Below are 21183 nucleotides of genomic sequence, written 5' to 3'. Positions count from 1 at the left end.
AAAAAGTATTGGTGCAAAGGAAACAAAAGAGCTGGCCGTGATGGTAGATACTTTCCACCCCTTGCAGATCACAGAAGAAGCGCTGGCTATTGAGGATAAGCAGTATGTAATGAGCTGGTCGGAGTAGGGTTACTATTCAATATTTCTTTTATCTTGGTACCCTCTAAATCAATCATCATATGGAATACAGGCAACTAGGAGAGAGCAATTTAAAAGTATCCGCTATTACATTTGGCGCATGGGCCATTGGCGGCTGGATGTGGGGCGGCGCAGAGCGTAAGGATGCGCTGGAAGCGATCCGGGTATCTATTGATCACGGGGTAACCTCCATTGATACGGCGCCTATTTACGGGCAGGGATTGAGTGAAGAGATCGTAGGTGAAGCCATTAAAGGCCAGAAGCGTGATCAGCTGCAGATCCTGACCAAATTCGGCATGCGCTGGGACCTGGACAAAGGTACGCTGGCCTTTAAAAGCAAGGATAACAGCGGTAAGGACATTGACATTTACAAATATGCCGGCAAGGAAAGCGTGATCCAGGAATGTGAGGACAGCCTGAAGCGCTTAGGTACTGATTATATTGACCTGCTGCAAATTCACTGGGCAGATGTAACTACGCCCATTGAAGAAACCTATGAAGCGGTATTACGCCTGAAAGAACAGGGCAAGATCCGCGAAGCAGGCGTTTGTAACTATAATGTTGAACAAACTAAAGCAGCCAATAGCGTGGTAAAGCTGGCCTCCAACCAGGTGCCTTTCAGCATGGTAGAAAGAAGTATTGAAAAAGAGCTGGTGCCTTATTGTATAGAGAACAAGATCGGCATACTGGCTTACAGCCCGCTGCAGAGAGGCATCCTTACCGGTAAAATAAAACCAGGGCACTCTTTTAATGAAGGAGATACCCGTGAAGGCAACCGGTTTTACCAGGCAGAAAATATTACCCGCATTAATGCTTTCCTGGATGAGCTGCGGCCTATGGCGGAAAGCAAGAGTGCTACGGTGGCGCAATTAGTGATCCGCTGGACCATTGAAAGGCCGGGCATTACAGTAGCGCTGGTAGGCGCACGTGATGCGAACCAGGCCATACAGAATGCAAAAGCAATTAATGTGAAGCTGAGCGCTGAGGAGATAGATTATATTAATGAGCGGTTATATAAGCTGCAGCTGGTGTAGGGGAGGAAAGGAGTTGAGCGCCCGGGGAGTGATGAACTTTCCGGGCGTTTTTGTGTTATAGGATCAATTTTATAAATGCTTATATTTGTAATTATGGGATTAGTTTACGCAGATATAGAATTAATAAACGGTGGAGACCTGGAATTAGCTCGCCGTGGCTATATGGATAAGGACGAGGTGAAACGGATGTGGGTGAATGCATTGGTAGATACTGGTTCTTATATGCTCGCTATCAATGAAAACATACAAGAGCAGCTACAATTGCCCGTTGTAGAAAAAAGGAAAGCGCAGTTAGCTAACGGCCATATTGTTGAGTATGATGTGGTGGCTCCTGTAGAGATCCGTTTTAAGAATCGGCAAACCACCTGCAGGGCAATGGTATTACCCGGTGATTCTGAACCTTTGCTGGGTGCTATTCCTCTGGAAGACATGGATGTGCTGATACATCCACAGCGCCAGGAACTGATCGTGAATCCGGACCATCCTTATTTTGCCCAAATGAAAATGAAATAATCCCCGCTAATCCCAAATACTTTCGTATACTTGCATTAGCAACAATCTCATGCACAACCTGCATACATACTACTTTTTAATGGCTACCCTGGCCATGGATTCGTTAACGGCTTAATAGCCGGCAGCAGCTGCCTTTGGGTAGTATTTCCCTTATCATTTATTTTTTTCTGAGCTATTACTCCAACGGTATTGCATGCCTGCAGGCGTTTTCATACACCCGCATTCATAAACCGATCATCATACACCAAAACTTTCTAAAATCCGCTCATATATGCATACAGCTACTGCTCCTGTGGTAAATAACAATACACAGGATTTTTTACCGCTGAATGGTACCGACTATGTTGAATTCTATGTAGGGAATGCCAAACAGGCCGCTCACTTTTATAAAACCGCTTTTGGCTTTCAGTCTGTGGCCTATGCAGGCCCTGAAACCGGCATGCGCGACCGCTGTTCCTATGTGCTGGTACAGAACAAGCTGCGTTTTGTGCTTACCACACCGTTGAAACCCGGCAATGAAATATCCAGCCATATAGAAAAGCATGGCGACGGCGTTAAAGTGCTGGCCCTGTGGGTAGATGATGCCCGTGCTGCTTTTGAAGAAACCGTGAAAAGAGGCGCCAAACCCTTTATGGAGCCTACGGTGGAAAAAGATGAACACGGGGAAGTGGTGCGCAGCGGCATTCATACCTACGGCGATACGGTGCACATTTTTGTAGAACGCAAAAACTACAAAGGCCTGTTCCTGCCCGGTTATAAGGAATGGAAAACAATGTATAACCCCGCTGATACCGGTTTACAGTATGTAGATCATTGCGTGGGTAATGTAGGCTGGAACGAGATGAACACCTGGGTAAGCTTTTACGGCAATACCATGGGCTTTCATAACCTGATCTCTTTTGACGATAAGGACATTTCCACGGAATACTCAGCCCTTATGAGTAAAGTAATGAGCAATGGCAACGGCCGTGTGAAATTCCCCATCAATGAGCCGGCCGAAGGCAAAAAGAAATCGCAGATAGAAGAATACCTGGATTTTTACGGCAGCCCCGGCGTACAGCACGTAGCTATTGCCACCAATGATATTATACATACTGTAGGCGAATTACAGCGCCGTGGCGTAGAGTTCCTGACCGTGCCCAGCTCTTATTATGATGAGCTGCTGGAAAGGGTAGGGCATATTGACGAAGATCTTACACCGTTGCGGGAGCTGGGCATCCTGGTTGACCGGGATGAAGAAGGTTACCTGCTGCAGATCTTCACTAAACCCATCCAGGACCGCCCCACTGTATTTTTTGAGATCATACAGCGTAAGGGCGCCAAATCCTTTGGCAAGGGCAACTTTAAAGCGCTTTTTGAATCCATAGAAAGAGAACAGGAGCGTAGAGGCAACCTCTGATGAAATAGGATAGGGGCTGGCTGAAGGCCAGCCCTTAATTTTCAATGTTCTGGCGGGCTTACCTGTCACCTCCCTGTTCCCGCCAACGGCTCTGCAGCAGTATTTTAACTTACCTTTAGCATCTCAGCACACCCTTTACTTGCACATCCGCCCATACCCTCGTAATTTTGACAATAATCCACAACGATAGCACGTTTGTTTTATGAGGACACAAACATTATTCGGTATCTTGTTCCTGTTAGGGGGTATATTTCAAGCCATTACAGCTTATCTTATTTACGAGGGCCACAACCACTATATTATTAAGCTGGTAAATCGCAAAATTGGTATTGTTATATATATTATTTTTGCACTATTATTGTTCGTGTTAGCATATTTAAACCTATCCAAGGGATTAAAATGACCCGGTTAAGGGTATATATGGTTAAAAATTCTTTTTAAAAGTATATGAAGCGGATTATTGTAGCGGTATTATTGATGTGTAGTGTATCTGTGGCGGCCCAGGCGCAACAGTCGTTCCTGGAGAACCAGAAGCTGTTTCCCAAGGTGGGCGTGGCGTATCGCGAAAAAGAGGAAGTGTTGAAGAAAGAGTTTGAGAAAAAAGGGCTCACCTACCCGGCCAAATACATTTTCCTGCGTTCCTTTAAGCTGGACAGTGAGCTGGAGATCTGGGTAAAGAACAGCGCCAGTGATACTTTCCGCCTGTTTAAATCATACCGGGTTTGCACCCTCTCCGGCAAAATGGGGCCTAAACGGAAGGAAGGCGACCGGCAGGTACCGGAAGGATTCTACTACATCAACGATTTTAATCCTAACAGCAATTATCACCTGTCACTGGGATTAAACTATCCCAACTACTCTGATAAAATATTAAGCGATGCAAAAAAGCCAGGGGGTGAAATTTATATTCATGGCAGCTGCCTCACTATTGGCTGTATTCCCTTAACAGACGAATTTATTGAGGAAGTGTACATCCTGGCGGTAAATGCCAAGAACGCCGGGCAGGATTTTATCCCGGTACATGTATACCCTGTTAAATTCGGCAATACCCGCTCTATGGATTACCTGGGCGGCGTATCCTTAACAGATAACAGCTCCCAGCAGTTCTGGGTAGAGCTGAAAACGGCGTACGACTATTTTGAAAAGCATCACCGCCTGCCGGTGGTACTGGTGGATAATAAAGGGAAGTACGTGATGTAATGAATAATTAAGAATTAACAATTAATATAAGGGCGGCTGTTCTGGAGAGGGACAGCCGCTCTCTTATTTATGGTTCAGGCTGTTTGATAGGGGAGTGCATGTTATGAAAATTGTTAATGTACTGGAATTTTCGGCCGGCCATCTAAAAAAGGTTAGTAGTACTTAATTATCCATTATTGATTATTTTACGGACGGTGTTTGTTTTTTGCTTTTTTTTTCAAAACTTGAGCCGAAAGGTCAAATCAATTTACTATTATGAACAGAAGAGATGCTATCAAGAACGTTGCCCTGTTATTGGGTAGCGCCATTTCTGCTTCCACGTTAGCGGCCCTGGATGGCTGTACAAGCTCTGCACCTAAGAACTATGCCCTGCAGGCGCCGGAAACCAAATCCACACTAGCTGAAATAGCGGAAACCATTATCCCGGAAACCGGCACGCCAGGTGCAAAAGCGGCCAAGGTTGACGATTTCATCGTTACGATGATGAATGATTGTTATGAGCAAAAAGATCAGCAGATCCTGCTGGATGGTCTGAAGAAAATAGATGAAGCCAGTAACAAACAGTATAAAAAGGCCTTTGTGGACCTGACTGCAGAACAGAAAACAGCAGTGTTAACAGAGATTGATAAAGAACGCGTAGCTTATAATAAACGGGAGAACAAAGGGAAAGATGATCCCACGCATTATTTCCAGTTTATTAAAGAGCTTACCCTGTTAGGCTACTTCACTTCCGAACCCGGTGCTACCAAAGCCCTGCGTTATGTAGCTGTTCCCGGTAAATTTGAAGGCTGTATCCCCTACAAAAAAGGAGATAAGGCCTGGGCCGTGTAATATAATTGCATGCTGTTAACTGCCGGCTATTAGCTATTAACCCGATACTAACAGCCGGATGCTTTATTGATTTCACTCTCAAAAACTGAAATTCCATGAATCTGAATATAAAAGCACAGGAGCAAAATACATACGATGCTATTGTAATAGGCTCCGGTGTAAGTGGTGGATGGGCTGCTAAAGAGCTCACAGAAAAAGGTCTGAAAGTATTGATGCTGGATCGCGGAAAACCACTGGAACATGTGAAGGATTATGATACCGCTACCAAAGATCCCTGGGAATTTGCGCACCGCGGCCGTATCACTAACGAGCAAAAGGAAACGCATCCCAAACTGAAACGCGATTATCCGTATAGCGAGCATAACGAAAAGTTCTGGATCAAAGATTCAGACAGCCCGTATAACGAAGTAAAACGGTTTGACTGGTACCGCCCGGATATTGTGGGTGGTAAATCCATTATGTGGGGCCGCCAGTCGTACCGCTGGAGCGATATTGATTTTGAAGCCAACCTGAAAGATGGTATTGCAGTAGACTGGCCTATCCGCTATAAAGATATAGCGCCCTGGTATGATTATGTGGAAACCTTTGCCGGTATCAGCGGCCAGGCAGAAGGGCTGCCCCAGCTGCCGGATGGCAAGTTTATGCCTGCCATGCCAATGAACTGTGTGGAAACAGAAGTGAAAAAAAGAGTAGAGGCCAAGTTCAAAGACCGCAGGATCACCATGGGCCGTGTGGCTAACATTACCCAGCCATTGCCCGGCCGTACCCAATGCCAGTTCCGTAACCTGTGCAGCCGTGGTTGCCCGTTTGGTGCATACTTCAGCACACAGTCATCTACGCTGCCGGCTGCAAGGGCTACCGGTAACCTTACCTTACGCCCGGATTCTATTGTGAACTCCATCATTTATGATGATGCAAAAGGCAAAGCTACCGGCGTAAAAGTAATTGACAAGCACACCAAGGAAATGACAGAGTTCTATGCCAAGATCATTTTTGTGAATGGCTCTACCCTGGGCAGCACCTTTGTGCTGATGAACTCCATTTCCAAACGTTTCCCGAATGGTTTGGGCAATGCTAGCGGCGTGCTGGGTAAATATTTAATGGATCACCATTTTCGTACAGGCGCTTCCGGTACTGTGGAAGGGTTTGACGATCATTACTACTTTGGCCGCCGTGCCAACGGTATTTATGTACCGCGTTACCGCAACATAGGCAGTGATAAGCGCGATTACCTGCGTGGCTTTGGTTACCAGGGTGGCGCCAGCCGCAGCGGATGGCAGCGGGGTATTGCCGAAATGGGCGTTGGTAAAGATTTCAAAGAAGCGCTCACAGAACCCGGTACATGGAGCATGGGCCTGGGTGGTTTTGGAGAATGCCTGCCCTATGAGCAAAACCAGGTAACCATGGATAATTCCGTTAAAGATGCCTGGGGACAACCCGTACTGAAATTTGATGCAGGTTTCTTTGAGAATGAAACCAAGATGCGTAAGGATATGATGGTCGATGCCGCTGAAATGCTGGAAGCAGCCGGCGCTAAGGACATCCATACCTTTGACAACGGATCTTTCCCCGACACGGCCATTCATGAAATGGGTACGGAGCGTATGGGCCGCGATCCTAAAACGCCTGTGCTGAACGGCTGGAACCAGGTGCATTCCGTGAAGAATGTGTTTGTAACAGATGGCGCGTGTATGACCTCTGCCGCCTGTGTGAACCCTTCACTCACATACATGGCGCTTACCGCCCGTGCAGTAGATTACGCGGTAAAGGAAATGAAGAAAGGAAACATATAATTATAGATGTGCAGATATGTAAATGTGCAGATGGATTGAAGAGTATCATCCATTTGCATATTTGCACATCTGCATATTTGCACATTGAACTATGAATCTCAACATTAGAGCAGTAAAAGAAAATACCTATGACGCAATTGTTGTGGGTTCAGGGATCAGTGGGGGATGGGCAGCCAAAGAGCTGTGCGAAAAGGGACTGAAAACATTAGTGCTGGAAAGGGGCAATGATGTAAAACACGTAAAAGACTATACCACCGCCATGATGGCGCCCTGGGAGTTTCCGCACCGCCTGCAGCTTACCAACGAGGTTAAGCAAAACTACCACATCCAGAGCCGCTGTTATGCCTTTGACGAATCCTCCAAACAGTATTGGGTAAACGATAAGGACAATCCTTATAACGAGATCAAACCATTCAACTGGTTACGTGGCTACCATGTAGGCGGGCGTTCCCTGATGTGGGGCCGCCAGGTGTACCGCTGGAGCGACCTGGATTTTGAAGCCAATGCAAAAGACGGGCATGGGGTAGACTGGCCTATCCGTTATAAAGATATTGCGCCCTGGTATGATTACGTGGAAACCTTTGCCGGCGTTAGCGGCCAGGCAGAAGGGCTGCCGCAGCTGCCGGACGGCAAGTTCCTGCCGCCTATGGAAATGAACTGCCTGGAAAAACATGTGGCTGCACGGATCAAAGAAAAGTATAACGACCGCATTATTACCATAGGCCGCGTAGCACATGCTACCAAACCTATGCAGAACGGGCGCCAGTGCCAGTCGCGCAACCTGTGCCACCGCGGATGCCCCTTTACCGGGTATTTCAGCAGCAACGGCGTTACGCTGCCGGCAGCAGCAGCCACGGGCAACCTTACCCTGCGGCCGGATAGTATTGTAACAGAAGTAATTTACGATGAGCAGAAAGGCAAAGCCACCGGCGTACGCGTGCTGGATGCGCATACCCAGCAAACCGTAGAGTATTATGCAAATATTGTTTTCCTGAATGCCTCTACCCTGGGCACTACCTTTGTGCTGCTGAACTCTACCTCTAACCGTTTTCCGAATGGTTTGGGAAATGACAGTGAGCAGGTAGGCCATAACCTGATGGACCACCATTTTGGCGTAGGCGCAGATGGGGAGTTTGAGGGTTTTGAAGATCAGTACTACAATGCAGGCCGCCGGCCCAACGGTATTTATGTTCCCCGCTTCCGTAACGTGAACGCTGCTACGAAAATGAAAGATTATGTGCGTGGCTTTGGTTACCAGGGCGGCGCAGGCCGTGGCCGTGGTAATGGTACAGAAGGTGTAGGCGCAGCCTTGAAGGAATCACTGACGGAGCCTGGCAAATGGAGTATGGGCATTGGTTCCTGGGGTGAGCACCTGCCGTATTATGAGAACAAGGCTACACTTAGTAAAGACAAAAAAGATAAGTACGGCTTACCTACCCTGGATATTGATTGTGAGTTTAAGGAGAATGAGCTGGCCATGCGTAAGGATATGCTGGAAAGCGCCAAAGAAATGCTGGCAGCTGCCGGTTTAAAGAACATCAGCAGCTATGATGATATGCCGCCTCCCGGCCACTGTATCCATGAAATGGGCACTGCACGTATGGTCCGCGATCCCAAAACCTCTGTGCTGAACAGCTGGAACCAGCTGCATGCCGTAAAGAATGTGTTTGTAACAGACGGGGCCTGCATGGCATCTTCCGCCTGCCAGAACCCGTCCATCACTTATATGGCGCTTACCGCCCGCGCCTGTGATTATGCTGTAAAAGAGCTGAAGAAAGGCAACGTGTAAATGTAACGTATATATGAAAGGTGAAAAATGGAGCAAATGCATTTTTCACCTTTCACTTTTTCATGTATTTTCACCCTTTCTACTATCCGTTTTGCAGAATGTTAACTTTGACCCTAATTTTTTACCAAGGACAATGAGAACACTTTTACTGAGCCATCTGTTGTTGCTGGCCTGCGTTGTTATGCAGGGCGCTCATGCGCAGGACAAACACAGTTTTGAACTTTCAAAGACCGAATTCCTGCTGGATGGAAAACCCTTCCAGATCATCAGCGGGGAAATGCACCCGGCCCGCATTCCAAAAGAATACTGGAAACACCGCATTCAAATGGCCAAAGCCATGGGCTGTAATACTATTGCCGCTTATGTGTTCTGGAACTACCATGAGCAGGAGCCGGGCACTTTTGACTTCAGCAGCACCAATCATAACATTGCGGAGTTTATTCAAATGGTACAGCAGGAGGGAATGTGGGTATTACTGCGCCCGGGCCCCTATGTATGTGCGGAATGGGAGTTTGGCGGTTTGCCGCCTTACCTGCTGCGTACACCGGATATTAAGGTGCGCTGCCTGGATCCCCGTTACATGCAGGCCGTAGAGCGGTATGTAGCTGCATTGTCGGCCCAGGTAAAACCGCTGCTGGCAGCCAACGGAGGTCCTATATTAATGGTGCAGATAGAAAATGAATACGGCAGTTTCGGCAACGACAAAGCCTACCTGAACCGCCTGAAAGAGTTATGGGTGCAGAATGGTATTACCGGGCCTTTTTATACGGCAGATGGTGCTGCCAAACCTAACCTGGAAGCCGGCACTGTGCCAGGCGCCGCTATAGGCCTCGATCCCGGTGCATCTGAGGCTGATTTTACGGCAACCAGCAGCCTGTACCCGGATGTACCTGTTTTCAGCAGCGAATCCTACCCCGGATGGTTAACCCACTGGGGCGAGCAATGGGCGCGGCCTGATAAAGAAGGCATTTTGCGGGAGGTAAAATACCTGCTGGATAATAAACGCTCTTTCAACCTGTATGTAATACATGGCGGTACCAACTTTGCCTATACAGCCGGCGCCAATTCCGGCGGAAAAGGTTATGAGCCGGACCTTACCAGCTATGATTATGATGCGCCTATTAATGAGCAGGGCGTAGCTACGGCCAAATACATGGCATTCCGGCAAATGATCAGCAATCATCTGCATAAGGCATTGCCGCGCATACCAGCGCCTATTCCCACCATCAGCTTCCCGGCTGTACCCATGATACCCTTTACCAGCATCTGGGAGCAATTGCCGGAGGCAGTGCATTCCGCACAGCCGCAGCCATTTGAAGCCTATGCGCAGGATTATGGTTTTATGCTGTACCGCACTACCCTGGTGGGTCATAAAAGCGGCAAGCTTACCATCACAGAGCTGCATGATTATGCCACCATTTACCTGAACGGTGAGTACATGGGTAAATTAGACCGCCGTTTGGGAGAGAACAGCATTGAAATTCCCAAGAGCAATGTAAAAGACCCGGTGCTGGAAATACTGGTGGAAGGCATGGGCCGTATCAACTTTGCACAGCAGATCATTGACCGCAAAGGCATTACTGACCGGGTAACCCTGAATGGCATGACGCTTATGAGCTGGGACGTGTTTGGCCTGCCCATGACGGAAAAATATATCCAGGACCTGCATCCCACCAGCGGCACCACCGCCAAACCGGGGCAGTTCTTTAAAGGTACGTTCAAGCTCTCACGCGTGGGCGACACCTATATTGACTTTACCCAGCTTAAAAAAGGCCTGATCTGGGTTAACGGGCATAACCTGGGCCGCTATTGGGATATAGGTCCGCAAACACGCCTGTATTGCCCTGCCAGCTGGCTGAAAAAGGGGAATAATGAAATTGTGGTGTTTGACCTGCACCAGACGGCCCCCGCCTCTGTAAGCGGCGCCAGGACCTTAGAATAACTTTATTAATAGATACATACCTGTTAGTGCCTGGTTTTTGTTTAAAATCAGGCACTAATAATTTACAACTAATCGCTAACTACGCCGTGCTCACCCCTGTATTGCTTTTTCCGCACAAAAACCTTAACTTACAATAACTGGTTTTTCATATTTCTTCATTTTTAAAAGGCCTCGTTATGGGAACTGTACGAAATATCCTGCAGGCCAAGGGTCATGCAGTGTACTCCATTAACCCGGACAGCAGCGTATTTGAAGCGTTAAAAATTTTAGTGGATAAAAATGTTGGCGCTTTAATGGTTGTTGATGATCAGGGTAAATTCCTCGGCGTTTTCTCAGAACGCGATTATGCACGCAGAGTGATCCTTAAAGGCAGGGCATCCAAGGAAACTGCTATTCGGGAAATTATGACCGAACGCCCTATTACGGTCTGCGAAAACGATTCTATTGAAGACTGTATGGTAAAGATGACGGATAAACGTATCCGCCACCTGCCCGTAACGGATGAGCAGCAACGGCTGATAGGACTGATCTCCATTGGGGATGTGGTGAAGTTCATTATTGATGAACAGCGCTACATTATCAATAACCTGGAGAGCTACATTAGCGGCACCCATACGTGATTTGCAATGTTGGATTTACGATTTTAGATTTTACATCAGCTGCTTCGCTTTGATCAAATCTAAAATCGTAAATCTAAAATCTAAATTGAAATGGTGGTTTGTATTATTTTTTGTACATTCATATCACATATTCATTACCGTAAGACAGTAGTAGATACGTAGCATGTAGTTTATTTGACAGATTAACAGACTGACTTTTAAAGTTCTTGTTCGCTTGGAGGGCGATGTATCTTGAAAGAATCAGTTATTGAAACAGCTCCTGTTTGGCCCTTTATAGTTTTCGGGGCCATTGTACTGGTACTGGTTGGTGCCATCCTGGGACTCTCATATATCCTGGGACAGCATCATAAAGACCGTGCCACTGGTGAAGCCTATGAATCCGGCATCCTTTCCACGGGCTCTGCACGTTTGCGCTTCCCTTCTCAATTTTACCTTATTGCCATGTTGTTCGTGATCTTTGATATTGAAACTGTTTTCATTATCTCATGGGTCATTGCATTTGATGAACTGGGCTGGGCTGGTTACATTGGCGTAAGTATATTTATCTTTATTTTATTAGTGGTATTGATCTATGAATGGCGCAACGGCGCACTGGATTTCGGACCGGATGGAAAGAAGATATTGCGGGCCTATAAAAAAATGCGCAGCAGCAGTAAAGCAGCTAACGGTGGAAACATGCAGCTGCCGCCACCGCAACCGGCCCATTAACACTACGGAAAAAAATACATTAAAGTATATAGGACTATCTGAAAAAAAGGATGTATTTATTTATTCCACGGATCTAATAAAAAGACTGGCCTTCTACTCCTCTTTACAGCCAGACTGGATTGGAATCAATTACGAATTGTCAATTACGTTTGTAATAAATGTTTTGGCGGTTCGCAGACACACGGATTCAATTACGAATTGTCAATTACAGATTGCGAATGCGCAGACCGTATGGGGTTACTGCATTGTAATAACGTATTGATGATTCGCAGACACACGGATCCAATTACGAATTGTCAATTATGAATTATGAATGAAGAAGACCGTATGTGGTTACTTCGTTTGTAAGAATGTTGCTGCTGTTCGTAATTACATGCTTCTTCTTTTTTTTATTCAAATTATTGCAAAGGATTAATTACGAATGAAGGAAACCGTAAGCGGTTACTGTCTGTTGTTCTTCGTTGTTATTTCGTAATTACATACTTCTTCCGCCTAAGCATGCATAATCTGAAATGCATGCAGGCGAACTATTACCCAATGCGCAATTAATAATTATTCATAATCATAATTATTTTCAATGGCATTCATGAATGCTTTGCATTTCCTAATTAATAATTCTTCCTCATGGATTGGTGGTTAAGTAACGCACAGGATCAAACAGGTAAAGTATCTGGTAATACTTCCCTGGAGCAGGCCATGCAGCAAAGCATGTTGTTAAGCTCTGTAGACCGTTTGCTGGCCTGGGGCCGCAAAAATTCCCTGTGGCCTTTTCACTTTGGATTGTCCTGCTGTTTTGTGGAAATGGCCACTGCCATGACGCCCAAATATGATGTGGCGCGTTTTGGCGCGGAAGTGATACGCGGCACGCCCCGTGAGGCAGATGTGATGATCATTGCCGGTACGGTATTCATTAAAATGGCGCCTATTATTAAACGCCTGTATGAGCAGATGATGGAGCCGCGCTGGGCGATCTCCAGGGGCTCCTGCGCCAACTCCGGTGGGATGTATGATATCTATAGCGTAGTGCAGGACGTAGATAAATTTTTACCCGAAGATGTATATGTACCTGGTTGTCCGCCGCGGCCCGATGCTTTTATGCAAGGGCTGGTAATGCTGCAGCAATCCGTGGGTAAGGAAAAACGCCCGCTTAGCTGGATGATCGGCGACCAGGGCGTGATAAAACCGGATAAGATCTCAATGCGGGAAGTATTACATGATAAGCGGCAGCAAATGACGCAGTTCAAAACACCGGATGAGATATGAGTGGGCCGGAGGCCGGCCATCCATGGTCGATGGTCCATGGTCCACGGCCTATAACGAATGGACGTGTCTTTCGTGAGATGAAAAGGAATGGTGGTAGTAGTCCATGGCCTATAACGAGTAAAAGTGTTTTGCGTGAGATGGAATGAAATGGGGCAGTGGTCTGTAAAACAATCTGAAAAACTGCAACGAAACAATATGAACGATATTAAATCAGCACTGGATGCCCGCTTTGGAGAACAAACCTGTAAAGAACAGGTAACCCGCGATGCAATGCCCACCTTCTGGGTGCCGCAGGAAAAGCTGGTGACCGTGCTGCAATACCTGAAATCCGATCTTACACAACCTTACCGCATGCTCTATGACCTTACGGCCATTGATGAGCGTGCGTATAAAAGACCGCAGAACGGACATATACCTTTTGACTTTACCGTTGTTTACCACCTCTTCTCCTTCGGGAGTAATGCTTTCCTGCGTTTAAAAGTAGGGCTGCGGGGCGAGTATCCCTCCATGCCCAGCATCACCCATATATGGCCTGCCGCCAACTGGTACGAGCGCGAAGTGTTTGACATGTTCGGCATCCGCTTTGACGGCCATCCTTTACTGAAACGTATCTTAATGCCCAGCACCTGGGAAGGTCACCCATTGCGCAAAGAACATCCCGCGCGCGCCACAGAAATGGGACCATTTAAATTATTTGATGAAAAGGTAGACAGGGAGCAGGAGGCCCTGCAGTTCCGCCCGGAAGAATGGGGCCTGAAACTGGAGAGTGAAGATTCGGATTTTATGTTCCTGAATATAGGCCCCCAGCACCCTGGTACACATGGCGTGCTGCGCATCATCCTGCAGCTAAAAGGAGAAGACATTGTAGATGCGGTGCCCGACATTGGCTTCCACCACCGGGGTGCGGAGAAAATGGGCGTGCGCCAGTCATGGCATACCTATATTCCCTATACCGACCGTATTGACTATTTAGGCGGGGTAATGAACAACCTGGCCTATTTGCTTTCTGTTGAAAAGCTGGCTGGTATTGAAGTGCCGCTGCGCGCGCAGGTGATACGCGTTATGCTGTGTGAGTTCTTCCGCATAGCCAGCCACCTGGTATGGTATGGCACTTTTGCACAGGATGTAGGGCAGCTGTCGCCGGTGTTCTATATGTTCACCGACCGGGAACGCGTATTTGAGATTATAGAAGCTATTTGCGGCGGCCGTATGCATCCCAACTGGTTTCGTATAGGCGGCGTAGCGCAGGACCTGCCTAATGGCTGGGATAAGCTGGTGCGCGAGTTTGTCCGCTATTTCCCGCCCAAGCTGCGCGAGTATGATAAGATGGTAATGCAGAATGCTTTGTTTAAAGCACGTACGGTAGGTATTGGCATTTACACGCTGGAAGAAGCCATTGAATGGGGCGTTACCGGCCCTGGTTTGCGCGCCTGCGGCCTGGAATGGGATATGCGTAAAATGCGGCCTTACAGCGGGTATGAGAACTTTGCTTTTGAAGTACCGGTTGCCAACAACGGCGATTGTTATGACCGGGCACGGGTACGGGTAGACGAAATGCGGCAAAGCCTGCGCATTATTGAGCAATGCCTGGAACATATGCCGGCAGGGGATTTTAAGTCGCACCACCCGCTGGCCACGCCGCCGGTGAAGCAGTACACCATGCACGATATTGAAACGCTGATCCACCACTTCCTCAATGTTAGCTGGGGCCCGGTAATACCGGCAGGTGAGGCCATGAGCTGTATAGAAGCTACCAAAGGCTGGAACGGCTATTATCTTACCAGCGATGGTAATACATCGCCTTACCGCGTAAGAGTACGCACTCCCTCTTTCCCGCATATGCAAATGGTCCCTTACATCAGCCGCAGTTATACAGTGGCAGACCTGCTGTCTATACTGGGTGGGATGGATTATGTGCTGGCGGATATTGACAGATAAACCGATACTATGTTAACACAAACAGAAATATCAAAAATAGAGCATGAGCTGCAGCAGGTACCTGTAAAAAAAGCGGCAGTAATAGAAGCGTTGAAGATAGTGCAGCAGCAGCGCCGCTGGGTATCTGATGAGAACGTGGAAGATATTGCAGCGCTGTTAGGTATGAGCCCGGATGAAGTGGATAGCGTGGCTACCTTTTACAACCTCATTTTCCGGCAACCGGTTGGCCGCCATGTGATCCTGGTATGTGACAGCATCAGCTGCTGGGTAATGGGTTATGAGAACATCCGCAAAACGCTGATGGAGCTGCTGCAGATCAAATACGGGCAAACCACACCGGACGGGCGTTTTACCCTGCTGCCCAATGCCTGCCTGGGTACCTGTGATCATGCGCCGGCTTTAATGATAGACGAAGATCTTTACCGGGATCTGAATGAAAAGAACATCGGTGAGATACTGGATAAATATGAATGAATAGTTGCAGGTACTGTGGGCGGTTTTTGCAACAGCTCACTGTAAACTGCCAGCTGCTCCCACTATAAACTGCAAACTAATATGGAGGCTCCGCTTACATCGGATATTCAACCCGGCTTGTCGTTGGACCTCAGGGCTTATGAAGCTCTGGGGGGCTACCAGGCATTACGCAAAGCATTACAGCAAATGGCGCCGCAGGAGGTGACTGCGCTCATAAAAGAATCTAACCTGCGGGGCAGGGGAGGCGCGGGTTTCAGCACAGGCATGAAGTGGAGCTTTGTACCTATGAATGTAAAAGGTCCCAAATACCTGGTGGCAAATGCCGATGAAATGGAACCCGGTACTTTCAAAGACCGCTGGCTGCTGGAAGGTAATCCGCACCAGTTAATAGAAGGCATGATCCTCACGGCCTATGCTATACAGGCCACTACCTCTTTTATATTTCTGCGCTGGGCTTATAAGGAAGCAGCGCAGGTGATCCGCAAGGCGCTGAGTGAAGCGTATGCTGCCGGTTATTTAGGCAACAATATCCTGGGAAAGGATTTTTCCCTGGAAATGCACCTGCACACCGGTGTGGGCCGCTATATGTGCGGGGAGGAAACCGCGCTGCTGAACTCACTGGAAGGCAAGCGCGCCGTACCCCGCGCCAAACCGCCTTTTCCGCAGATCAGCGGTTTGTTTGGCCATCCTACTATTGTAAACAATGTAGAAACGCTTTGTTTCATTCCACATATAGTTAATAAAGGAGCAGCCTGGTTCCAGTCCCTGAGCCGTACCGGCGACGGGGGTACGAAAATATATGGTGTGAGCGGACGGGTAAACAAACCCGGCGCCTGGGAATTACCCATGGGCGTAACTATGCGCGAACTATTAGAAGATTATGCCGGCGGTATGCAAAACGGTTACCGTTTCCGCGGGGCTTTGCCCGGCGGTGCATCCACGGACTTTTTAACAGCTGACCACCTGGATACTCCCATGGATTTTACCGCTGTAGCTGCAGCGGGCAGCCGCCTGGGAACAGGTACTATGGTGGTGCTGGACGACCAAACCTGTCCGGTGGGTTTTGTACATAACCTGGAGCATTTCTTTGCACAGGAATCCTGCGGGTTTTGTACGCCCTGCCGGGAGGGTTTACCCTGGACAGAAAAAATATTATATGCCCTGGAACAGGGGCATGGCACGGAAGAAGACCTGGTACAGCTGGAAATGCATACACATTTGCTGGGACCGGGTAATACTTTTTGCGCGCTGGCACCCGGCGCCATGGAACCATTGCAAAGCGCGCTGAAATATTTCCGTGAAGATTTTGAACAGCATGTACACGAAAAAAAATGTCCCTATGGCAATCATACACATTGACGGCAAGTCATACGAAGTAAAGGAAGGCAAGAACCTGCTGGAAACCTGCCTGTCGCTGGGCCTGGACCTGCCTTATTTTTGCTGGCACCCGGCCTTGGGCTCTGTAGGCGCCTGCCGGCAATGCGCAGTAAAATCATTTAAGGATGAAAAAGATACCAAAGGAAAGCTGATCATGTCCTGCATGGAGCCGGTAAAAGATCAGCTGCGTATATCCGTAAGCGATAAGGAAGCAGCAGCTTTCAGGGAGCAGGTAATAGGCTGGCTGATGACCAACCACCCGCATGACTGCGCAGTGTGTGATGAAGGCGGCTCCTGTCATTTGCAGGATATGACGGTAATGACCGGGCATAGCTACCGCAATTATCATTTTTCCAAACGCACCTATAAAAATCAATACCTGGGCCCTTTCCTGAACCATGAAATGAACCGCTGCATCCAGTGTTATCGCTGCGTGCGTTTTTATAAAGATTTTGCAGGCGGCAAGGACCTGGATGTTTTTGCTGCGCATAACCATGTATACTTTGGCCGTTATAAAGAGGGCACATTGGAAAGTGAGTTTAGCGGCAACCTGGCGGAGGTATGCCCTACAGGCGTGTTTACAGACAAAACACTCAAACAGCATTATACCCGCAAATGGGATATGACCTATGCGCCATCCATTTGCCAGGGCTGTGGCCTGGGCTGTAATATTATTGCCGGTGAGCGTTATGGTTCCTTACGGCAGATCAGCAGCCGGTATAACGGCGCTGTGAATGGTTATTTCCTTTGCGACCGCGGGCGTTATGGTTATGAGTTTGTGAACAGTGAGCGCCGCATACGGGAGGTGGCCATCCGCGGTCTTATGGATCACGCTATTGATCCCGGTGCTGCATTGCAATATTTACAGGACAAGCTTCCCCCCGGGCGCACTATTGGCATTGGCTCCCCGCGCGCTTCGCTGGAATCCAACTTTGTATTACAGCAGCTGGTAGGGGATGATAATTTTTACCTGGGCATGTCAGATGCAGAACATGACCTGGCTACGCTGGCGCTAAAAATATTAAAGAACGGGCCTGTGCGCACGCCCTCCATGCAGGAGGCAGCTACCGCAGATGCGGTGCTGATACTGGGTGAGGACCTGTTGAACACAGCGCCTATGATGGCATTATCTGTACGGCAGGCGGTGCGCAAGCAACCGTTACAGGATGCTATGAACACCACGCATGTGCCGGCCTGGCAGGATGCCGCGGTGCGTGAAGCCATGCAGGACAAACACGGACCTTTTTATATACTGCATATACAACCTACCGGGCTGGATGAAATAGCTACCCGCACTTACCATACCGCCCCGGATAATATTACCCGTATAGGCTTTGCCGTGAGCCAGCTATTGGGCGCTCCGGTAGCGGCTGTAAAAGACCTTTCGGAAGAGGAGCAGCAGCTGGCGCAAGCCATTGCCGATGCATTACTGGCCGCAGAACGGCCTTTGATCATTGCCGGTTATGGCTGCGGCTGTGAAGGTACTATGCGGGAAGCCGCCAATATCAGCTGGGCATTACAGCAAAAAGGCAAAGCCGCTATGCTGGTGCTTACCACGCCTGAGTGTAATAGCCTGGGCCTGGAAATGCTTGGCAGCCATCGCCTGGAGACTGCAGTGACTGCAGTACTGGATGGAGACATAGATACCGTTATTATACTGGAAAATGACCTGTACCGGCGCTTAGACCGGCACATAGCAGACCAGTTCTTTCAGCATTGTAAGGAAGTGGTATTGCTGGATCACCTGTACAATGCCACTGCAGAAAAAGCTACAGTATTATTACCTGCCGGCACCTTTGCAGAATCAGACGGTACGCTGGTGAATAATGAAGGCCGGGCGCAACGTTTCTTCCAGGTATTTGCAGGCAGCGGCGTGGTGCAGGAAAGCTGGCGCTGGTTATTACAACTGGGGGCTGCTACTAATAATGCACGTTTAAAAAACCTGGTGTACCTGGATGATGTAACGCAGGCGCTGGCACAGTCATCCGCCATCTTTGCAGGCATTGATCAGCTAACCCCGCCGGCAGATTTTCGTATAGCCGGGCAAAAGATACCACGGGAGCCACACCGTTACAGCGGCCGCACAGCCATGCTGGCCAATGTGAATGTGAGCGAGCCCAAACCGCCGGAAGATGCGGATACAGCTATGTCATTCACCATGGAAGGTTACCGCGGGGAACCGCCATCCTCCATGATACCCTTCTTCTGGTGGCCGGGCTGGAACTCCGTGCAATCCATCAACAAATACCAGACAGAGGTAGGCAGCTCTTTGCACGACGGGGATTCCGGCAAGCGGCTGATAGAGCCCAAAGCTAACGGGCAGGCGCCTTATTTTTCCTATTCACCGGACAATTTTGTTCCGCTGGCCGGGCATTTAATGCTGGTGCCTTTATACCACATTTTCGGATCAGAAGAATTGAGCGTACATACACCTGCCGTGGCAGAGCGTATGCCGGCGCCTTACATTTTGCTGAACCCGGAAGATGCGCAGCGTTACCAGGTAGTGGAATCGCATCAGCTGCAGTTATCGGTTAACGGGCATCCATATACGTTTACGGTAAAAACCGATGCCAGGCTGCATAAAGGCATGGCCGGTTTGCCGGTAGGTTTGCCGGGAATAGAAGTGGTAGGAGTACCGGTGCTGGGGAAATTATAGATGAGCTTCAAAAATATTTTTTATGAGTACTGGTCATTATTGGTTAGTTATTGGCGGCGTACTGTTCGTGATCTTAAACACAGCAGCCGGTTTAATATGGCTGGAACGCAGGATGCTGGCCCTGTGGCAGGACCGGTACGGGCCTAACCGCGCCGGGCCTTTTGGGCTGTTCATTGTGCTGGCAGATACCATCAAGCTTTTCTTTAAGGAGGACTGGATCCCGCCTTTTGCAGATAAAGTGGTGTTTGTATTTGCACCGGCAGTGGTAGTGGCCAGTGTGCTATTGAGCTTTACTATTATACCGTTTGCGCCCAATGTGGTGGTGGCGGATTTTAATGTAGGGGTGTTATTCTTTTTGGCCATGTCGTCCATGGGTGTGTACAGCATTGTGCTGGGCGGCTGGGCCTCCAATAATAAGTATGCTTTGCTGGGCGCCATGCGCGGCGCTTCGCAAATGATCAGCTATGAAGTTTTTATGGGGCTGTCCTTAATGGGCGTGGTTATCCTGAGTGGCTCCTTTAACCTCAGTGAGATCGTAGCAGCGCAAAAGAACGGCTGGTACATCCTGCCGCAATGTGTTGGCTTTTTTATTTTCCTGATTGCGGGCATTGCGGAAACACACCGCCTGCCCTTTGATATACCAGAGGCGGAAAGTGAGCTGGTGGCAGGCTTTCACTCGGAATATTCCGGTATGAAGTTCGGCATGATCTTCATAGGGGAGTATATGGGCATCACGCTGATCTCCTCCATGGTGGTAACATTATATTTTGGTGGCTGGCTGGGGCCTGCTTTTCTTCCGCCAGTGATCTGGTTTGTATTAAAAACGTTTGTGTTCATTATGCTGTTCATCCTGTTAAGGGCGTCTATGCCGCGCCCGCGGTATGATCAGCTGATGGAATACGGATGGAAGATCTTATTTCCGTTGTCATTGGTAAACCTGTTGATAACGGCTGCTATTAAATTACTCATCTGATAAATCCAAACATCATGTTTAGTCTGTTGCGCAGTATGTGGCTGGTTTTTCTGCATATGTTCCATAAAAGGGAAACCTACCAGTATCCTGAGGAAAGAGCGCCGCTGCCGGCCCGCTGGCGTGGCCGCATAGCGCTTACCCGCGATCCTGATGGCGGTGAGCGCTGCGTGGGCTGTTATTTATGTGCAGCGGCCTGCCCGGTGGATTGCATCTCGCTGCAGGCAACGGAAGATGAGCACGGGCGGCGTTACCCGGAATTCTTCAGGATCAACTTTTCGCGCTGCATCTTTTGCGGTTCTTGTGAAGAGGCCTGTCCTACCTACGCCATACAACTGTTACCTGATTTTGAAATGGCAGAGTATAACCGTCAGAACCTGGTGTATGAAAAAGAAAACCTGCTGATCAACAGCGAGGGTAAATACCCGGGTTATAACTATTACAGGGTGGCCGGCATGGCTATAGATGGCAAAGCAAAAGGCGAAGCCGAACATGAAGAGCCACCGGTAGACATTAAGAGCTTATTACCATAAGACCG

17 protein-coding genes are annotated in these 21183 nt (G+C 48.5%); all 17 read left to right on the top strand.

Annotated features, from left to right (window positions below):
• The first annotated feature begins 179 nt into the window (after positions 1 to 179).
• The 17 genes from KVT36_RS25250 (at position 180) to nuoI (ending at position 21178) form a co-directional block, all read left to right on the top strand.
• The gene (locus tag KVT36_RS25250) at positions 180 to 1172 is read left to right on the top strand and encodes an aldo/keto reductase (protein WP_217606220.1); all 993 of its coding nucleotides are present in this window, start codon (positions 180 to 182) and stop codon (positions 1170 to 1172) included.
• A gap of 93 nt (positions 1173 to 1265) precedes the next feature.
• Complete coding sequence (locus tag KVT36_RS25245; protein ID WP_217606219.1) at positions 1266 to 1685, top strand: clan AA aspartic protease; 420 nt, start codon at positions 1266 to 1268, stop codon at positions 1683 to 1685.
• A gap of 271 nt (positions 1686 to 1956) precedes the next feature.
• Positions 1957 to 3084: a 4-hydroxyphenylpyruvate dioxygenase gene (hppD, locus tag KVT36_RS25240; protein ID WP_217606218.1), complete on the top strand. Its 1128-nt coding sequence runs from the start codon at positions 1957 to 1959 to the stop codon at positions 3082 to 3084.
• A gap of 447 nt (positions 3085 to 3531) precedes the next feature.
• On the top strand, positions 3532 to 4284 hold the full coding sequence (locus tag KVT36_RS25235; protein ID WP_217606217.1) for a murein L,D-transpeptidase family protein: 753 nt from the start codon (positions 3532 to 3534) through the stop codon (positions 4282 to 4284).
• 255 nt (positions 4285 to 4539) lie between these two features.
• On the top strand, positions 4540 to 5115 hold the full coding sequence (locus KVT36_RS25230; protein ID WP_217606216.1) for a gluconate 2-dehydrogenase subunit 3 family protein: 576 nt from the start codon (positions 4540 to 4542) through the stop codon (positions 5113 to 5115).
• Between the two features lie 95 nt (positions 5116 to 5210).
• On the top strand, positions 5211 to 6908 hold the full coding sequence (locus tag KVT36_RS25225) for a GMC oxidoreductase (RefSeq protein ID WP_217606215.1): 1698 nt from the start codon (positions 5211 to 5213) through the stop codon (positions 6906 to 6908).
• 91 nt (positions 6909 to 6999) lie between these two features.
• A complete protein-coding gene (locus tag KVT36_RS25220; protein WP_217606214.1) occupies positions 7000 to 8697 on the top strand; it encodes a GMC oxidoreductase in 1698 nt (565 codons plus the stop codon).
• A 133-nt stretch (positions 8698 to 8830) separates the two neighbouring features.
• Positions 8831 to 10639, top strand: coding sequence for a glycoside hydrolase family 35 protein (locus KVT36_RS25215; RefSeq protein ID WP_254640190.1), 1809 nt, complete (start codon positions 8831 to 8833; stop codon positions 10637 to 10639).
• 176 nt (positions 10640 to 10815) lie between these two features.
• Complete coding sequence (locus KVT36_RS25210; protein WP_089919390.1) at positions 10816 to 11259, top strand: CBS domain-containing protein; 444 nt, start codon at positions 10816 to 10818, stop codon at positions 11257 to 11259.
• Positions 11260 to 11490: 231 nt separating this feature from the next.
• Positions 11491 to 11967, top strand: a complete 477-nt coding sequence (locus tag KVT36_RS25205) for an NADH-quinone oxidoreductase subunit A (RefSeq protein WP_254640189.1) — start codon at positions 11491 to 11493, stop codon at positions 11965 to 11967.
• 624 nt (positions 11968 to 12591) lie between these two features.
• Entirely contained in the window at positions 12592 to 13230 is a 639-nt protein-coding gene (locus tag KVT36_RS25200; RefSeq protein WP_217606213.1) for an NADH-quinone oxidoreductase subunit B, read from the top strand.
• A gap of 132 nt (positions 13231 to 13362) precedes the next feature.
• The gene (gene nuoC, locus KVT36_RS25195; RefSeq protein WP_368670049.1) at positions 13363 to 15168 is read left to right on the top strand and encodes an NADH-quinone oxidoreductase subunit C/D; all 1806 of its coding nucleotides are present in this window, start codon (positions 13363 to 13365) and stop codon (positions 15166 to 15168) included.
• A gap of 9 nt (positions 15169 to 15177) precedes the next feature.
• Entirely contained in the window at positions 15178 to 15642 is a 465-nt protein-coding gene (nuoE, locus tag KVT36_RS25190; protein WP_217606212.1) for an NADH-quinone oxidoreductase subunit NuoE, read from the top strand.
• A gap of 81 nt (positions 15643 to 15723) precedes the next feature.
• On the top strand, positions 15724 to 17001 hold the full coding sequence (gene nuoF, locus KVT36_RS25185; RefSeq protein ID WP_217606211.1) for an NADH-quinone oxidoreductase subunit NuoF: 1278 nt from the start codon (positions 15724 to 15726) through the stop codon (positions 16999 to 17001).
• On the top strand, positions 16982 to 19675 hold the full coding sequence (nuoG, locus tag KVT36_RS25180) for an NADH-quinone oxidoreductase subunit NuoG (RefSeq protein WP_217606210.1): 2694 nt from the start codon (positions 16982 to 16984) through the stop codon (positions 19673 to 19675). The genes nuoF and nuoG overlap by 20 nt, the downstream gene beginning before the upstream one ends.
• Positions 19676 to 19697: 22 nt before the next feature.
• Positions 19698 to 20648, top strand: coding sequence for an NADH-quinone oxidoreductase subunit NuoH (gene nuoH, locus KVT36_RS25175; RefSeq protein ID WP_217606209.1), 951 nt, complete (start codon positions 19698 to 19700; stop codon positions 20646 to 20648).
• A gap of 14 nt (positions 20649 to 20662) precedes the next feature.
• Complete coding sequence (gene nuoI, locus KVT36_RS25170) at positions 20663 to 21178, top strand: NADH-quinone oxidoreductase subunit NuoI (RefSeq protein ID WP_217606208.1); 516 nt, start codon at positions 20663 to 20665, stop codon at positions 21176 to 21178.
• Positions 21179 to 21183 lie beyond the last annotated feature (5 nt).

Origin of the sequence: Chitinophaga sp. GbtcB8 (assembly GCF_019091455.1) — a bacterium.
GTDB lineage: Bacteria > Bacteroidota > Bacteroidia > Chitinophagales > Chitinophagaceae > Chitinophaga.
This window is presented reverse-complemented; position numbering and strand designations above follow the sequence as displayed.

Bases quoted from the DNA above. Each gene is read 5' to 3' on its own strand.
- KVT36_RS25250 (WP_217606220.1), top strand. From the start codon at position 180: ATGGAATACAGGCAACTAGGAGAGAGCAATTTAAAAGTATCCGCTATT.
- KVT36_RS25245 (WP_217606219.1), top strand. From the start codon at position 1,266: ATGGGATTAGTTTACGCAGATATAGAATTAATAAACGGTGGAGACCTG.
- hppD (WP_217606218.1), top strand. From the start codon at position 1,957: ATGCATACAGCTACTGCTCCTGTGGTAAATAACAATACACAGGATTTT.
- KVT36_RS25235 (WP_217606217.1), top strand. From the start codon at position 3,532: ATGAAGCGGATTATTGTAGCGGTATTATTGATGTGTAGTGTATCTGTG.
- KVT36_RS25230 (WP_217606216.1), top strand. From the start codon at position 4,540: ATGAACAGAAGAGATGCTATCAAGAACGTTGCCCTGTTATTGGGTAGC.
- KVT36_RS25225 (WP_217606215.1), top strand. From the start codon at position 5,211: ATGAATCTGAATATAAAAGCACAGGAGCAAAATACATACGATGCTATT.
- KVT36_RS25220 (WP_217606214.1), top strand. From the start codon at position 7,000: ATGAATCTCAACATTAGAGCAGTAAAAGAAAATACCTATGACGCAATT.
- KVT36_RS25215 (WP_254640190.1), top strand. From the start codon at position 8,831: ATGAGAACACTTTTACTGAGCCATCTGTTGTTGCTGGCCTGCGTTGTT.
- KVT36_RS25210 (WP_089919390.1), top strand. From the start codon at position 10,816: ATGGGAACTGTACGAAATATCCTGCAGGCCAAGGGTCATGCAGTGTAC.
- KVT36_RS25200 (WP_217606213.1), top strand. From the start codon at position 12,592: ATGGATTGGTGGTTAAGTAACGCACAGGATCAAACAGGTAAAGTATCT.
- nuoE (WP_217606212.1), top strand. From the start codon at position 15,178: ATGTTAACACAAACAGAAATATCAAAAATAGAGCATGAGCTGCAGCAG.
- nuoF (WP_217606211.1), top strand. From the start codon at position 15,724: ATGGAGGCTCCGCTTACATCGGATATTCAACCCGGCTTGTCGTTGGAC.
- nuoG (WP_217606210.1), top strand. From the start codon at position 16,982: ATGGCAATCATACACATTGACGGCAAGTCATACGAAGTAAAGGAAGGC.
- nuoH (WP_217606209.1), top strand. From the start codon at position 19,698: ATGAGTACTGGTCATTATTGGTTAGTTATTGGCGGCGTACTGTTCGTG.
- nuoI (WP_217606208.1), top strand. From the start codon at position 20,663: ATGTTTAGTCTGTTGCGCAGTATGTGGCTGGTTTTTCTGCATATGTTC.